At 71.1% G+C, this 14,598-nt stretch carries 13 protein-coding genes, 1 tRNA gene and 2 pseudogenes; 5 read left to right on the top strand and 11 right to left on the bottom strand.

Annotated elements, in window-relative coordinates; all coding sequences use genetic code 11:
• Positions 1-47: 47 nt before the first annotated feature.
• The 3 genes from ACZ6ZI_RS25965 to ACZ6ZI_RS25955 form a co-directional block, all read right to left on the bottom strand.
• Positions 48-863 (bottom strand): dioxygenase family protein, encoded by an 816-nt coding sequence (locus ACZ6ZI_RS25965; protein ID WP_469524598.1) that lies wholly within the window; start codon positions 861-863, stop codon positions 48-50.
• A gap of 142 nt (positions 864-1,005) precedes the next feature.
• Positions 1,006-2,565, bottom strand: a complete 1,560-nt coding sequence (locus ACZ6ZI_RS25960; protein WP_469524597.1) for an MFS transporter — start codon at positions 2,563-2,565, stop codon at positions 1,006-1,008.
• A gap of 210 nt (positions 2,566-2,775) precedes the next feature.
• The gene (locus tag ACZ6ZI_RS25955) at positions 2,776-3,477 is read right to left on the bottom strand and encodes a TetR/AcrR family transcriptional regulator (RefSeq protein WP_469524595.1); all 702 of its coding nucleotides are present in this window, start codon (positions 3,475-3,477) and stop codon (positions 2,776-2,778) included.
• 273 nt (positions 3,478-3,750) lie between these two features.
• Between ACZ6ZI_RS25955 and ACZ6ZI_RS25950 the strand changes: the two genes are divergently transcribed.
• The 4 genes from ACZ6ZI_RS25950 to ACZ6ZI_RS25935 all read left to right on the top strand — a co-directional run bounded on the left by ACZ6ZI_RS25950 (position 3,751) and on the right by ACZ6ZI_RS25935 (position 7,090).
• On the top strand, positions 3,751-5,028 hold the full coding sequence (locus ACZ6ZI_RS25950) for a M6 family metalloprotease domain-containing protein (protein ID WP_469524594.1): 1,278 nt from the start codon (positions 3,751-3,753) through the stop codon (positions 5,026-5,028).
• 451 nt (positions 5,029-5,479) lie between these two features.
• On the top strand, positions 5,480-6,355 hold the full coding sequence (locus ACZ6ZI_RS25945) for a zinc-dependent alcohol dehydrogenase (protein WP_469524592.1): 876 nt from the start codon (positions 5,480-5,482) through the stop codon (positions 6,353-6,355).
• A 68-nt stretch (positions 6,356-6,423) separates the two neighbouring features.
• The gene (locus tag ACZ6ZI_RS25940) at positions 6,424-6,912 is read left to right on the top strand and encodes a RidA family protein (protein WP_363055150.1); all 489 of its coding nucleotides are present in this window, start codon (positions 6,424-6,426) and stop codon (positions 6,910-6,912) included.
• 105 nt (positions 6,913-7,017) lie between these two features.
• Positions 7,018-7,090 (top strand) — tRNA-Arg (locus ACZ6ZI_RS25935).
• A gap of 71 nt (positions 7,091-7,161) precedes the next feature.
• Here the strand turns inward: ACZ6ZI_RS25935 and ACZ6ZI_RS25930 are convergent.
• The 5 genes and pseudogenes from ACZ6ZI_RS25930 to ACZ6ZI_RS25910 form a co-directional block, all read right to left on the bottom strand.
• Positions 7,162-8,312: pseudogene (locus ACZ6ZI_RS25930) on the bottom strand (tyrosine-type recombinase/integrase).
• Positions 8,312-8,497, bottom strand: coding sequence for a helix-turn-helix domain-containing protein (locus ACZ6ZI_RS25925; protein WP_469524590.1), 186 nt, complete (start codon positions 8,495-8,497; stop codon positions 8,312-8,314). The pseudogene ACZ6ZI_RS25930 and the gene ACZ6ZI_RS25925 overlap by 1 nt, the downstream one beginning before the upstream one ends.
• Before the next feature lie 115 nt (positions 8,498-8,612).
• Positions 8,613-9,722: a hypothetical protein gene (locus ACZ6ZI_RS25920; protein ID WP_469524589.1), complete on the bottom strand. Its 1,110-nt coding sequence runs from the start codon at positions 9,720-9,722 to the stop codon at positions 8,613-8,615.
• A 554-nt stretch (positions 9,723-10,276) separates the two neighbouring features.
• Positions 10,277-10,618, bottom strand: a complete 342-nt coding sequence (locus ACZ6ZI_RS25915; protein ID WP_469524588.1) for a hypothetical protein — start codon at positions 10,616-10,618, stop codon at positions 10,277-10,279.
• On the bottom strand, positions 10,615-11,016 hold the full coding sequence (locus ACZ6ZI_RS25910; protein WP_469524587.1) for a UTRA domain-containing protein: 402 nt from the start codon (positions 11,014-11,016) through the stop codon (positions 10,615-10,617). Before ACZ6ZI_RS25910 ends, ACZ6ZI_RS25915 begins: the two co-directional genes overlap by 4 nt.
• Between ACZ6ZI_RS25910 and ACZ6ZI_RS25905 the strand changes: the two are divergent.
• Positions 10,956-11,426: pseudogene (locus tag ACZ6ZI_RS25905) on the top strand (IS5 family transposase); the annotation flags it as partial. The gene ACZ6ZI_RS25910 and the pseudogene ACZ6ZI_RS25905 sit on opposite strands and share 61 nt — an antisense overlap.
• Before the next feature lie 117 nt (positions 11,427-11,543).
• Here the strand turns inward: ACZ6ZI_RS25905 and ACZ6ZI_RS25900 are convergent.
• The 3 genes from ACZ6ZI_RS25900 to ACZ6ZI_RS25890 all read right to left on the bottom strand — a co-directional run bounded on the left by ACZ6ZI_RS25900 (position 11,544) and on the right by ACZ6ZI_RS25890 (position 14,568).
• The gene (locus ACZ6ZI_RS25900) at positions 11,544-12,161 is read right to left on the bottom strand and encodes a sortase domain-containing protein (protein ID WP_469524585.1); all 618 of its coding nucleotides are present in this window, start codon (positions 12,159-12,161) and stop codon (positions 11,544-11,546) included.
• 185 nt (positions 12,162-12,346) lie between these two features.
• A complete protein-coding gene (locus ACZ6ZI_RS25895) occupies positions 12,347-12,550 on the bottom strand; it encodes a hypothetical protein (protein ID WP_363061576.1) in 204 nt (67 codons plus the stop codon).
• A 98-nt stretch (positions 12,551-12,648) separates the two neighbouring features.
• Complete coding sequence (locus ACZ6ZI_RS25890) at positions 12,649-14,568, bottom strand: MFS transporter (RefSeq protein WP_469524584.1); 1,920 nt, start codon at positions 14,566-14,568, stop codon at positions 12,649-12,651.
• Positions 14,569-14,598: the final 30 nt, after the last annotated feature.

Raw genomic sequence — 14,598 nt, 5'->3', positions numbered from 1 at the left:
TCCGCCTGAAACGGACCTGGCGCGCCGCCCTCGGCCTCCCGCAGCGGCTAGCCGAACTGGAGGGAGCGCTTCGACAGGCCCATCCAGAAGCCGTCCACCGGGGTGCGCTGGGCGCCGAGATCGGACCCGGCCGCGCCCAGCGCGACGAACAGCGGCGCGAAGTGTTCCGTGCGGGGGTGGGCCAGCCGGCCGGCCGGGGACTTGACCTCGAAGTCGAGCAGGGCGTCGACGTCGCCGGCGGCCAGGGCCTCGCCGCCCCAGGCGTCGAACTCCGCCGACCAGCCGGGCACGCCGGGGCCGGTGTGGCGCAGGGCCGCGAGGTTGTGGGTGAAGAAGCCGCTGCCGACGATCAGCACCCCCTCGTCGCGCAGCGGGGCGAGCCTGCGCCCGATCTCCATGAGCCGGGTCGGGTCCAGGGTCGGCAGGGACATCTGGAGCACCGGTATGTCGGCCCCGGGGTACATCTCGACGAGGGGGACGTACGCGCCGTGGTCCAGCCCGCGCTCCGGGAGGTCCTGGACGGGGGTTCCGGGGGCGCGCAGGAGGGCGCGGACCGAGGCGGCCAGGTCCGGGGCGCCGGGGGCGTCGTAGCGCACGCCGTAGTAGTGCTCGGGGAAGCCCCAGAAGTCGTACACGAGCGGGACGGGCGCGGTGGCGCCGAGGGCGAGCGGGGCCTCCTCCCAGTGGGCGGAGACCATGAGGATCGCGCGCGGGCGGGGCAGCGCGCGCGACCAGGCGGCGAGTTCGCCGGGCCAGATCGGATCGTCGGCGAGGGGCGGGGCGCCGTGACTGAGGTACAGGGCCGGCATGCGGGCGGGATCCCCGTCCGGGGTCGGCGTCGGCTCGGGGTGGGCGGTGGCCATCGGGGGCGCTCCTCGTTCGTCCGTGTGGGGCGCCGTGGACCTGCCGCGGACACGACGAACCCCGCTTCATTCAAATTTGAACGAAGCGGGGTCCTCAGTCATTCCCACACCGGTACCGGCGGCGAGGGCGGGGGTGCGCCCGTCAGTGGGCGATCACCGGAACCTTGAGGCCGGCGTCCTCGGAGTCGGCGCCCGCACCCGAGCCGGAGGCCACCGGGCCGCCGGAGTTCGGACGCCCCGTGTTGATCAGCGCGAACGCGAGGGCCGCGCTGACGGCGAGGATGCCGACGGCCCACCAGATCGCGGACGAGTAGCCCTCGACCATGGCCCGCGCCTGCACCAGCTGCGCGGCCGGGCCGCCCGCCGCGGCCTCAGCCGCGTGGTCGGTGAGGTACGCGGTGGTCGCCGAGGCGGCGATCGTGTTCAGCAGGGCGGTGCCGATCGCGCCGCCCACCTGCTGGGAGGTGTTGACCATGGCCGAGGCCACGCCCGCGTCGGCCGCGTCCACCCCGTAGGTGGCCAGGGACATGGCCGGCATGAACGCCGTACCCATGCCCAGGCCCAGCAGCAGCTGCGCCGGGAGGATCAGCGCCGGGTAGGAGGAGTCGACCTCCAGCTGGGTGAGCAGCAGCATGCCGACGGCGGCGAGCAGGAAGCCCGGGCCCATCAGCAGGCGGGGCGCCACGCGGGTCATCAGACGGGCGCCGATCTGGGTGGAGCCCGTGATCATGCCCGCGATCATCGGCAGGAAGGCGAAGCCGGTCTTGACGGGCGAGAAGCCCTTCACGACCTGGAGGTAGTAGGTGAGGAAGAGGAACAGGCCGAACATCGCGATGACGGCCAGACCCAGGGAGAGGTAGACACCGCCGCGGTTGCGCTCCATCAGGACGCGCAGCGGCAGCAGCGGGGACTTCACCTTGGCCTCGACGAGCACGAAGGCCGCCAGCAGCAGCACCGACGCGACGAACATCGACACGGTGACCGCGTCCGACCAGCCGGCCGACTCGGCGCGGGTGAAGCCGTACACGAGCGCGACGAGACCGAGGGTCGAGAGGATCACGCCGGGGATGTCGAGCGGGGCGCGGTTACGGCCGCCCGCCGGCTCGCGGATGATCATCCAGGCGCCCACGGCCGCGACGATCGCGAACGGGATGTTGACGAAGAAGGTCCAGCGCCAGTTGAGGTACTCGGTGAGGAAGCCGCCGAGGATCAGGCCGACGGCGCCGCCGCCGCCCGCGATGGCGCCGTAGATGCCGAAGGCCTTGGCCCGCTCCTTGGCGTCGGTGAAGCCGACCGCCAGCAGGGAGAGCGCGGCCGGGGCGAGCAGCGCGCCGAAGGCACCCTGGAGGGCGCGGGCGCCGAGCATCATCGCCTCGCCGGTGGCGGCGCCGCCCAGCGCGGAGGCCAGGGCGAAGCCGATGAGGCCGATGACGAAGGCGTTCTTGCGGCCCCACTTGTCGGCGATGCGACCGCCGAAGAGCAGCAGACCGCCGAAGGCCAGCGCGTACGCGGTGATGACCCACTGGCGGTTGCCGTCCGAGATGCCCAGATCGGTCTGGGCGGAGGGCAGCGCGATGTTCACGATGGTCGCGTCGAGGACGACCATCAGCTGCGCCAGGGCGATGAAGACGAGTGCCTTCCACCGGTTCGGATCGGGGAGGGCGGCAGCCGGCGACTGCGCGCTCACGGCTGTTTTGGACATGGGGGTACCCACTCACTGTGTGACGGTGCGGAATGACTGGAAGAAGGTAAGAAAAAGCTAGTTCGTGAAGGTTTGTTACGTCATGTGGTTTTGTGCGGCACGGTCGGTCGTGCGCGCCCGGCCGACGCGCGGCGGACGTACGACCGACGCGCGCCGTAGGGCGGGCTCGCGACGCGCGGCGGGCGCCGCACGGCCAAGGCCATCACGGCCTCATGGAGTCACGGTCTTGCGGCGCAGGTCTTCCAACGTGGCCGCCTCGCCGGGCAGTTCGGAGCGGGCCGGGGCCCGCAGCCCGTCGAGGAAGAGCTGGAGGTGGCGGTGGGCGAACCGGTCCGCCTCCGGGCAGGCACTGCCCGGCAGCGGACGGCTGAGCTGGGAGAGCGCGACCATCAGGTCGCCCACGCCGATGTCGGTGCGCACCAGGCCGTCGCGCTGGCCGGCGGCGAGGAGGTTCTCCACGGCCGCCCCCAGCGCCTCGCGCGAGGCGAGGAGTTCGGGGTGGTCGCGGTCGAAGCCGTCGGAGAGCATCGGGCACAGGGCGCCGATCCGCTCGTCGGCGGCGGTGTGGGTGAAGCGACAGAGGGCCGCGAAGGCGTCGGGCTCCTTGGCCAGGGAGTCCTCGGCGAGGGCGGTGACCCGGTCCGTCACGTACAGCACCACGTGGTGGACGAGGTCGGCGCGGTCGGGGAAGTGGCGGTAGAGGGTGGCGTTGCCGATGCCGGCCCGGCGGGCGATCTCGTCCAGCGGCGCCTGCGAGCCGAACTCCACGAGCATCTCGCGGGCGGCCGCGAGGATGCGCTCGCGGTTGCGCACGGCGTCCGCGCGCGGCTTCGGCACCGGGGCGGGAGCGGGGTCCGCGAGGTCCACGCCGACCCGGGGGGCGGGCGCGGAGGTGCGGCCGATGCTCTTCATTCCGGGGCCTCCCTGGGGTGGTGACGCGTACGACGGGGAACGGGCGACCTCCCGAACCGGGGGGTCTGTCCCCGCTTCATGGGGACTCTCTTGCAAACGGGGATGCGGTCCCCGGTTATTTCACTCGCAGGTGTGAGCTGAGTCACATGAAAAGATGCTGGTTCATCCCGTTTGGACGCTTTCGGCGCGCGGGCGTGTCGTGGCGGACGGAGGGTGGGCGAACAGAGCGCAGTCCGGACCCGGCCGGCTGCCGCGGACCCGAAGGCGATCTCCATGCCGCAGACCCGCCACCGGATACGCAGACCCTGCCGCACCAGCGCGTACATCGGCCTGACCGCGCTGGCCCTCGGCGTCACGGCGACCGCCAGCACCGGGATATCCGGCCGCGGCCACTCGGCCTCCGGCCCCGTCGCCACCTCCGCCGAATCGGTGCTCGCCCCCTGCCGGATCGCCGGGACCATGGGCGTGCAGATGTCGGAGGGCCTGCCGACCCCGCCCGGGTACTCCCGCTCGACGGGCGAGGTCCGCGCGCTCAACCTGATGATCGACTTCCCCGACGCCAAGGGGGAGGGCACCGCCCTGGACCGGCTCGCGGAGTTCTTCCCCCAGACCTCCGACTGGTTCCGCACCAGCTCCTACGGACGGCTCGCCTACCACGCCGAGGCGCCCATACGGGACTGGCTGCGGATGCCGATGCCCTTCGCCGCGTACGGGATCGAACGCGGCTCCCCCTACGAGCCGGGCTACCGCCGGCTCGTCGAACACATCGCGAAGGCCGCCGACCCCGAGGTGGACTTCAGCCGCTACGACCTGATCAACATCCTGGTCACGCCGAACGCCGGCCCCTCCGCCCTCGACACCGTCCTGTCGGTGACCTTCTCCGGCAACAGCGAGGCGCCGGTGGCCGACGGGGTGCCGCTCGCGAACACGTCCTTCGTCTACAGCCGGCAGGACGACGGGTCCGGCACCTACCGCGAGACCGGCTACCGGGTACTGCCCCACGAGAACGGGCACGTCTTCGGCCTGCCCGACCTCTACACCGCCGACGGGGGCGGCACCGTCGGGCACTGGGACATCATGAGCGAGGACTGGGGCGCCAACAACGACCTCCTCGGCTGGCACAAGTGGAAGCTGGGCTGGCTCGACGGCAACCAGATCAGCTGCGCCTCCGCGCCCGGCATCAGCGACCACGTGCTGTCGCCGCTGGCCGTCGCGGGCGGCACCAAGCTGGCCTTCGTCCCGACCTCGGAGAGCGCCGGGATCGCGGTGGAGGTCCGCACCCTCGCCGGGAACGACGAGGCCGTCTGCAAACCCGGGGTGCTCATCTACAAGGTCGACTCCGACGTGGACACCGGGCACGGGCCGGTGACCGTCTCGGACAGCGCCGTCGCCAGCGGCGGCTGTACGAGGAGGCCGAACGTGCACGCCGAACTGTCGGACGCGCCCTTCCGGCCGGGCGACACCTTCACCGACGAGAAGTCGGGCGTCAGCATCTCGGTGGTGGGCGAACTGCGCAACGGGAACTACCAGGTGCGCGTGACGCGGCCGTGAGGCGGGGGCCCGGCGCCTGCGGGCGGCGGGGCCAGGCGGGCGGCGGGGCGAGGCGAGGCCGGCCGGGCGAGGCGAGGCCGGCCGGGCGGGCGGGCGGGGCGAGGCGAGGCCGGCCGGGCCCGGGCGGGGTCCTGCGGTCGGCCGGGACCGCCGCGGTCGGCCGGGGCCACTGTGGTCCGCCGCCGGGGCCGGACCGCTGTGGTCGGCCGGGACGCCCGTGGTCGGCCGGTGCCGCCGTGGTCCGCCACCGGGGCCGGACCGCTGCGGTGGGCCGTGACGCCCGTGGTCGGCCCAGGCCGCTGTGGTCGGCCCAGGCCGCTGTGGTGGGCCGGGACGCCTGTGGTCCGCCGGGACGCTCGGCCCCGCAGGTCCGGACCTCCGGCCCCCTGCCCCGGGGTGCCCGGCCGGGGAGGCTGGGGGAACCGCCCCCGACCGTAGGAGACCGAGACCCGTGAAGGCGTTCGTACTGCCCCCGGGCGGCGTACCGGCCGTGGTGGACCGACCCGCGCCGCGCCCGCGCCCCGGCGAGGTCCTCGTGGGCACCACCGCCGCCCTCGTCTGCGCCTGGCCCGGCCACGCCCGGGCCGACGCCCCCGCCCGCCTCGGCCACGAGGCGGTCGGCGTGGTCCGGGAGGTCGGCCCCGGCGTACCGGACGCCTACCTCGGCTGCCGCGTCGCCGCCGAGGGCCGCGGCCGGCTCGCCGAGTGCTTCGCGCTGCCCGTGCGCGGCGCGGGGCTCGTACGCCTCCCCGACGCGATCACCGACCACCAGGCCCTCTACGCCACCGGCGCCCTCCCCACCGGCTTCGCCGCCGCCGAGGAGGCGGGCGTACGGGCCGGCGGGTGCGTGGCCGTCTTCGGACAGGGCCCGGTCGGACTCGGCGCGACGGTCGCCGCCGCACGACTGCGCGGCGCGCGGGTCATCGCCGTGGAGCCGGAGCCCAAGCGCCAGCTGCTCGCCCTGCGGTTCGGGGCGGACGTCGTGGTGGACCCCGCCTACGAGGACTCCGCCGAGCGCATCAGGGAGCTGACCGGCGGCACCGGCGCCGACTGCGCGGTCGTCGCCACCGCCGCACCGGGCGCCGCGCGCACCGCCCGCACGGCCACCGCCCCGACCGGACGCGTCACCCACGCCCGCTGCGCCACGGGCGACCGCCCCGGCTCGGGCGCGCGCGTCACCCGGATGCTCCGGCTGATCGGGGACGGGCTGCTGGATCCGACCGTGATGACCACGCACGCGTTCCCCTTCACCCGGGTGGAGGAGGCATTTCGGCGGCTTTCGGCGCGGGAGCCGGGCATGGTCAAACCACTGATCCGCTTCCCCTGACCCCTGACCCCTGACCCCCTGACCCCCTGCCCCCGCGCCCTCCCGCCGCCCCACCCCAGGAGCCCGACGTGACCGCCACCCCCGTCACCCCCGAGGAACGCCTCGCCGAGGCCGGACTGAAGCTGCCGCCGACCCCCGCCCCGCTCGCCGTCTACGTACCGGCCGTGCGGAGCGGGAACCGCGTGTACACCTCCGGCCAACTGCCGATGCTGGACGGCGCCCTCGCGCTGACCGGCAAGGTCGGCGCCGAGGTCACCCCGGAACAGGGCCAGGCGCTCGCCCGGCAGTGCGCGCTCAACGCCCTGGCCGCCGTCGTCTCGGTCGCCGGGGACCTGTCCGCCGTGAAGCGCGTGGTCAAGGTGGTCGGCTTCGTGGCGAGCGCCCCCGGCTTCACCGGCCAGCCGGGAGTGCTCAACGGCGCGAGCGAGCTGCTGGGCATCGCCTTCGGCGACGCCGGCATCCACGCCCGCAGCGCGGTCGGCGTGGCGGTGCTCCCCCTCGACGCCCCGGTCGAGGTCGAGATCACGGTCGAACTGCACACCCCGATGGCCGTCTGACCCGAACCCGCCGCGACCACACCCCACTCCGGCGAAAACCCCACCACGGAGCCCCGCCCCGATCCGCTACCCTGTCCCCTGGGCCGCCCTCACCAGCGGCCCAGCGCCTTCGTAGCTCAGGGGATAGAGCACCGCTCTCCTAAAGCGGGTGTCGCAGGTTCGAATCCTGCCGGGGGCACATGGGAAAAGGGCACCTACCATTTTTGGTAGGTGCCCTTTGACATCCACAGGTGACATCAACGGCGGCGGTCACTGACGGCCGGGCCGCCTCCTGAGCAGCCGGTCCATACGGCTGATCGCCTCGCGCTGCGTGTCCTGGACGACGTGCGTGTACACGTCCATCTTGATGCTGATCTGGCTGTGTCCGAGGATCTCCATCACGACGCGGGGCGCGACGCCAGCGGCTGTGAGCAGCGTCGCTGTACCGTGCCTGGCGTCGTGGAGCCGGATCACGCGGGGGCCGGCACATGCGGCAACACGGGTGAAGGAGCGGTACACGTTGCGCGGCTCAACAGGGCGGCCGGTGCTCGTGGTGAAGAGCCCTCCTGCTACTTCTCCCCTGCCTTCACTCGCTGATCGTTCTGCTTCGTCCGGTGCCACCGGAGGGGCGCGATGCACAGGGCGGGCAGCGGTACGACCCGACGACGGCGCCCCTTGGGATCGTCGTCGTACAGGACCCCGCGTCGGCGCTGGGTCTGCTGGCGGACGTAGAGGACCCGCTTGTTGAGGTCGACGCCCGCCCAGCGCAGCCCGACCAGCTCGCCCCGCCGCAGCCCCATGGCGAGGACGAAGGCCGCGTACAGCGGGTCACGGCGGGCGGCCACGAGGAAGGTGACCGTCTCGTCCACGGACCACGGACTCAGCTCCCGCGCCTTCGTCCGGGGCGGCTCGACGAGGGAGGCCACGTTGCGCGAGATCAGTTCCTCGCGGCAGGCCGCAGTGAGGGCGGTCCGCAGGACTCGGTGAGATTCCTTGGCCGTGGCCGCGGTCGTCTTCCTCTCCAGCTGGACGAGGAAGCGCCGGACGTCGGCGACGCTCAGGAACTCCAGCCGTTTGGAGCCGATCCCCGGGACGAGGTAGAGGCGGACGTGCGCCTCGTACTTGTCGTACATGTCGTACGTGCCGAGCGTTCGGCGCGGGGGCTTGACGAAGGTGTCGAGCCAGTATGGGAGCCACTCGGCGAGCTTCGCGGAGCGGGTCGGCACGGGGATGCCGTTGTCGGCCTTGTCGAGGAGGGCGCGGCGCTTGGCGTCGCGCTCCTCCCAGGCCTTGCCGTAGGCGAACTTCCGGGCGCGGGTGCCGTCCGGCTGGAGGACGTAGACGGCGGCCTGATAGCGGCCGTCCGACCGCTTGGTGATGGTGCCGGCGCCGTTCGGGTTGCGCTTGCTCTTGGCGGACATCAGGCGGCCTCCCCGATCTCGCGGTCGATGAAGTCCCGTACGGCGTCGACCGGGACGCGGCGGGCGCGGCCGACAGTGATCGAGGTGAGGCGGCGGGACCGGATGAGGTCATAGACGGTCGAGCGGCCGAGATTGAGCCGCTCCATGACCTCCGGAACGGTGAGGGGGCGAGCCTCTAAGATCATGGCCCCAACGTCGTGCTTTGCCGGGCAGGTCCACAGACTGCCCGACGCGCCGGAAGCTTACAGGGCCATGATCACTTACCCCAAGGCAGCTCCAGCCCAAAGCCGCTCCACCGACCTACTCGACGTAGCCCAACTCGCGTGCGTAATTTTGAAGTTTCCCTAGGATGTACGCGGCAATCGCCGCACGATTCTTGTTGGTGAGATAATCCCCCGACCTCCACGTGTACTCAAGACACACCGCTTCGTTGTTGAGAACAAAGGACGTGTCGGGAATTAGGGGGGTGAAGCTCATCTTCTCTTCTGCCTTAAATTCGGATGCCTCCATCGCATTGACATCAAGAAATGCCTCGATGGCCTGAAGTACGGCCTTGTTGAGCTCCTTGTCGGCGCCATGAGTGAAGCCGCGCTCTGCTAGCAAGTCAAACGCAGGGGAAGAGACGTTGGACGGAGTTCCGCGGGTTTCGTAAGTGGACGTTGCGATGCCCAGCAGATACTTGCCGAAGTCGCTCCGCTTCATATTGCGGGCGATCGAGGCTGCACCCTTATCCGAAACATCGAGACTTGCGAGTGTTTCGGAGACATCTTCCGGGCCGAACCGCCGGAGAATCGGAATCGTCACGGCAGGGGGAAGCCCGAAGACCCGAGCATCCAACTGAACAATCATCTGCGTGAGCAGGCCGCGACGCTGAGCCCACCACTTCCCGATCACACTTGCGGGGGTTGCTGCGAGGAGTGCGTTTCCGTCGACGAACCCGAATCGACTGCTGTTCGTGAGGTGCATGAGAACACCTGGGTCCGTGCTGGCCGACACGACCACTACAGCCAAACGGATGGGCAACCTAGTCCGCTGGAGAATATCTAGGCGATTCTTGGTGAAATCGTCGGAAATAGATCGGAGATAGCCACCCAGCGTCTCAAATTCTGCCGGGTCGTAATCGCGGGGATCAACCCCCAAGAGCTCCAGCGACTCCACATTGTTAGACAGCTGCAGCGTATTCGTTGCGATCGCCACCCAAGCATCCCGGTGTGGACCCTCAATATGGAGCGGGAGCGGAATGGGGGGTCGGCCCGCAATTCTCTCGTAATCTGCCGACATGGACTTCGCCATTGATTCCGAGGTCTCCGGCCAGCAGAGGATGACCTTGCGGCCGAGCGGATCCCGGAGGAAACGCTTAATGGCCGCCAGCTCCGCCGTGTCAGCAGGCGCGCTTTCACGGTGATCCACAAGGGAGGGATGATGCGTTCATCGTTGGCCGGCCTAGACTGAACGGCACTTTCAATTGCTGCTTTGAGTTCATCAAAGCTGACCGCGCCGTTATGTTGGACGGTTGTCGAGAACTGAGAAGGAAGGAAAGTTCGCAGGTTGCTGGCCAGAGTAGTCTTTCCCGTACCCGAAAGCGCATACATCGGGACGAACAACCCCTCACCTCGCGCGCGAATACTCTGCGCGGCTAGTTCAATCGAGTAGAGCGTCTCCGAAGGAGGGGCTACAACCAGTCGGGCGACCTCAGATCCTACGTGCTCGATTAGGAACTCATAACGTGCAGGGAATACGAGTTCCTTCAGGATGTGAGCATTAGCAGGATTTGTCATGGCTCGCCCTTTGGGTTGCAGGTCAGGATCACTGCGGCCAAAGCAGGATACTGTCGCCGACGATCGGCGCGCGGCCGATCAGCCCAACTGGCCAGCCTCCCGAGCCTCGTTGAGCCGAGCCCGATCGAAGCAGAGAAGCCCCGGAATGAGCCCGGGGCTTCTCTCTGTCCTTTGAGCTGGAGTCTGCTAGCCAAAGGCCCCCGCTGGCGGCTTCGGACCCTCGTCGCTGCCACGATCCGCAGCATGCAGCACCGCAAGGTGGCCACGGCTGATCGCTACGCGGAGTGTGTCTCGCAAGGCGGTCGCGAGGTCCATCGCCACAAGACGCAGTTCTTCCGGCTCAGCCTGCTCGTCTGCGAGTACCTCCACGGCATGCTGCAGGAGTTCGGCGCCGACGTCGAGTTGAGCAGCTTCGGTTCGGTCAGCCAGTTGGGAGAGATAGCTGTTGGTGTCGCCAATGATCAGGTAGCAGGGGTTGCCGTCGAGGGTTGTCCACGGGAGGAGACGGAGGCCGTTGTGGGCTGTCATCCCATTGCACCTCCTTCCTGGGTCGTGTGGTGAGTGGTGAAGAGGGCTTCGGCACGGTCGCCGGGGAGGACCGGGTGGGCTGCCTCGATGACGCGGCCTGTGATGTCGGTCGAGACGCGGGTGATGGCGAGGATGGCCAGGGTCGGGGTGATGCGGAGGGTCGCAGCTTCTTCCGGGGTTGGGAGGCGGGCGGTGACCTTGTCTTGGAGTTCCGCCGGCCGCTGGCGGTACCAGGGCGGCCCGGCGGCGACGAGGTCGCGGGGGGGGTAGATGCGGGCCAGGCTGTGGGGGGACTCGCCTTCGTGGCCGACGCAGAGGAATTCCGTCAGCGGGGTGCGTGAGGGGACTTGAGGACCTGACAGGTCCGAATCCTGTCGACCGGGGCAAGTTCGACCCAAAGATCCACTTGATCACCGAGAGGACCGGTCTGCCCATGTCCGTCGGGGTCTCGGGCGCCAACCTGCACGACAGCCAGGCCCTCGAGCCCCTCGTCCGGGGCATACCGCCCATCCGATCGAGACGCGGACGTCGACGGCGGAGGCCCGGCAAGCTCCATGCGGACAAGGGATACGACTACGCGCACCTGCGGCGATGGTTACGCGGACGTGGCATCGCCTACCGCATCGCACGCCGAGGCATCGAGTCATCCCAGCGCCTGGGCCGTCACCGCCGGACCATCGAACGGACGATGTCCTGGCTCGCCGGCTGCCGCCGTCTCCATCGCCGCTACGAACGCAAAGCCGAGCACCTCCTCGCCTTCACCAGCATCGCCCGCACCCTCATCTGCTACCGCAGACTCACCAAATGAGATGACGTCTACGGTAAAGCGGGTGTCGCAGGTCCTGCCGGGGGCACAGGGGCGAAGGGCACCTACCGATTTCGGTAGGTGCCCTTCGGCATTCGCGGACGACATCGACGGCATCCGTCAGGCCGGGGCGATCAGGTCGGCGTAGAGGATGACGTTGTTCGCGCGGTGGCCGTCGTGGAGGGGGCCGCCGCAGGTCAGGAGGCGGAGTTCCGGGCGGTCGGTGGGGGTGTAGACCTTCGCCGTGGGGAAGTCGGCCTTGTTCACGTCCTCGATCTCGCGGATCTTGAAGCGGGCCGTCCGGCCGTCCTCGCGCGGGACCTCGATCAGGTCCCCGAGGCGGATCTTCTCGACGTTCCGCATCAGGGCCGGGCCGTGCCTCGTGTCGAAGTGCGCGACCAGGACGGAGACGCCCTTCTCGCCGGGGGTGACGCCGCCGGTCCACCAGCCGGGGTCGTCGGCCTGGGTGTCGGCGTCGGGGACGCCGAGTTCGCCGGTGGTCGGGTCGACGGAGAGGTCGACCATCCGCCGCGCGTCCACGCCCGCCGCCTCGATCCGCAGGCCGGTGGGCTTCGAGCGGTCCAGGGCCCCGGCGGTGGGGGCGGCCGGGGTGGTGGCCGTACTGGAGATCCGGGGCTGCGGGGGGAGCTTCGCGGCCGCGGCGGTCGTCCCGCAGGCCGTGAGGGCTCCGGTCGCGAGGACCGCGAGGAGTGCGGTGGTGCGGAGAGTGGCGCGCATGGGTGGGTCGTCCGTCCCTCGGGTCGTGCGGGGGGGGGTACGGGCACGACGTTACGAGGGGTGCGTTGAGGGGATCAGTCGGGGATGTAACCGTTGTCCCGATATTGGGCGGCGGAAGGGTCTCGGGGCGCCGAAAGCCCTCCCGGCGGGCCGGGAGGGCGGAGACCGATCGTCACGCGGTCGCGTCAGCTCAGGCCCCTGCTGCGTTCGCCGATCCGGTCGCCCTGGGGGGTGCCGGCCCGCTTCAGGGCCGCCTTCGTGTGGGCACCGCCCTTGACCTTGCTCCTGACCGGCCCCTCGAAGCCGTGGCCCTGCGCGCGCGGCACCTGGAGCTGCTCCGCCGCCTTCGCGATGACCTCGCGGACGTCCCGCTTCTGCTCTTTGCTCATCCCGTCGTCAACTCCCTCGGGAAGCACCCAATCGGACTACTGGGATCGTATGCAGACATCCCGCCCATCGCACCCGGGCGGTGTGCAAAGAATGCCGATCAAGGGCGCGGCGGCGTCGGCCGCTCCGGGGTGCCCAGGGTGTGGTTGACCAGCTCGTCGGGGCACGGCGTACCCCGCGGGAGCTGGTACTTCGCGGCCACCCGGTACTCGCCGGGGGCCGGGGCCAGCAGCTCCGTCCACACGTCGCCGGAGGCGTCGGGGGCCGCCTTGAAGAGGCAGCCGGACGTGTTCGCGTAGTCCTTCGGCACCGCGGCCGGGCCGCGCGCCCTCGACGCGAACGTCTCCTGCGGGGGCGGTACGGCCTTCCCCGCGGCGTCCACCAGCCCCAGCCACGGCGAGTGCGGGATCCGCACCAGCACCCGCCCCGGCGCCCGTACGTCGATCACGAGCCGGTCGGCGCCGGCCCGCACCACGCTCGCGGGCCCGGACACCAGGTCCGTCGGGTCCTCCACCGCGAACAGGCGCCAGTTCGCGTCGCCCCACACCTCCCGGAGGTACGGGAGCCCCCCGCGCACGAGCTTCGCCTCCGTCACGCCCCCCGAGTCGGGTTTGTCCGCCGGCAGGACCACGTAGTGCACGGCCCAGCGCTCCAGCCAGGCCCGGTAGGCGTCCGCCGTGAGGGCGGCCTCGTAGAAGATCGGGTTCCGTTCCAGGTCGGCCTGGCGGTTCCAGCCGCGCGCGAGGTTGACGTACGCGGGGAAGGCCGAGGACTCGCGGTGGCTGCTGGCGGGGACCACCTCGACGCGGCCCCGGTCGGCGCCCGCCTTCCTCAGCTGGTCGACCAGCGGGGCCAGCTCCCGGTTCCAGGCGGCCACCGGGGTGGTCCGCACGATGTCGGTGACGCTGTTGGTGGTGATCCAGGCGGTCAGCCCGACGACGGCGAGCACGAGCGCCCGCCGCCGCCACGAGCGCGCGGCCGTGTGCGGGAGGGCCGCGAGCAGCGCGGCGCCGCCGAAGAGCATCACGAGGCGGGTGACGTTCGAACCGACCTGGGAGTCGATCGCCCAGGTCAGGAACACGCCGAGGGCGTACACACCGGCCGCGACCCGCACCGTGCGCCACGCCTTCGGTACGAGCAGCGCGACGGCCAGCCCGAAGAGGAACGGCAGCCAGGCCGACCCCAGCTTCATGGGCTGGGTCCCCGAGAACGGGAACAGCCAGGCCGACAGGCCCACCACGACCACCGGCGGCAGCCCGAGGACGTACGCCGCCGGCCGCCGCCGGTTCAGGAACAGCGCGGCCGCGACCACCCCGAGGAACAGTCCGGCGACCGGGCTCGCGGCGGTGGCCAGGGCGGCGAGCGGCGCCGCGACCGCCCCCTTGGCCCAGCGGCGCCCGGCCCACCGGCGCGGCAGGCAGAACACGGCGGTGACGGCGCCCAGCGCGAACAGCACGCCGAGGCCGAAGGTGACCCGTCCCGACAGGGCGTTGCAGAACAGCCCGTAGACCCCGGCGAGGGCCGGCCACAGGGGGCGGCGGACCGCGCCGCGGCAGCGGGTGAGGATCAGGGCGAGGAGGGCCGCGGAGGCGGTCCCGGCGATCATCATCGTGGTCCGCACGCCCAGCACGTGCATGAGGTACGGGGAGATCACGCTGTACGAGACGGGGTGCATGCCCCCGTACCAGGCCAGGTTGTACGCGGTGTCGGGGTGACGGCCCACGAACTCCGCCCACGCGTCCTGCGCCGCCAGGTCCCCGCCGCTGTTGGCGAAGCAGAAGAACCAGACGACGTGCAGGACGGCGGCCAAGGCCGTCGCCACGGCCACCGGGTGCCGGTGGGCCACCACGAGCGCCCCGGAGAGCCGGGAGAAGCTCCCGGAGGGCTGCCCGGAGGCGTCCGTGCCGTCCTCGGATCCGGCGGGGGACGCCCCGGACGCCCGGGACACCTCGGACGCCTCGGACGCCTCGGACGGCCGGTCGTCGCCGGCCCGGTGGTCCCGACGCTCGACTGTGCTCACGACCGGCACTCCCTCCCCGACGTACGGACC

The sequence above is a fragment of the Streptomyces sp. NPDC103540 genome, assembly GCF_055584445.1.
The sequence above is the reverse complement of the archived record's forward strand: the minus strand, read 5'-3'. Positions and strand labels throughout refer to the sequence as shown.

Coding starts and splice junctions, on each gene's coding strand:
- ACZ6ZI_RS25965 (WP_469524598.1), bottom strand. CDS start 863: ATGGCCACCGCCCACCCCGAGCCGACGCCGACCCCGGACGGGGATCCC.
- ACZ6ZI_RS25960 (WP_469524597.1), bottom strand. CDS start 2,565: ATGTCCAAAACAGCCGTGAGCGCGCAGTCGCCGGCTGCCGCCCTCCCC.
- ACZ6ZI_RS25955 (WP_469524595.1), bottom strand. CDS start 3,477: ATGAAGAGCATCGGCCGCACCTCCGCGCCCGCCCCCCGGGTCGGCGTG.
- ACZ6ZI_RS25950 (WP_469524594.1), top strand. CDS start 3,751: ATGCCGCAGACCCGCCACCGGATACGCAGACCCTGCCGCACCAGCGCG.
- ACZ6ZI_RS25925 (WP_469524590.1), bottom strand. CDS start 8,497: ATGATCTTAGAGGCTCGCCCCCTCACCGTTCCGGAGGTCATGGAGCGG.
- ACZ6ZI_RS25915 (WP_469524588.1), bottom strand. CDS start 10,618: ATGACAGCCCACAACGGCCTCCGTCTCCTCCCGTGGACAACCCTCGAC.
- ACZ6ZI_RS25900 (WP_469524585.1), bottom strand. CDS start 12,161: ATGCGCGCCACTCTCCGCACCACCGCACTCCTCGCGGTCCTCGCGACC.
- ACZ6ZI_RS25895 (WP_363061576.1), bottom strand. CDS start 12,550: ATGAGCAAAGAGCAGAAGCGGGACGTCCGCGAGGTCATCGCGAAGGCG.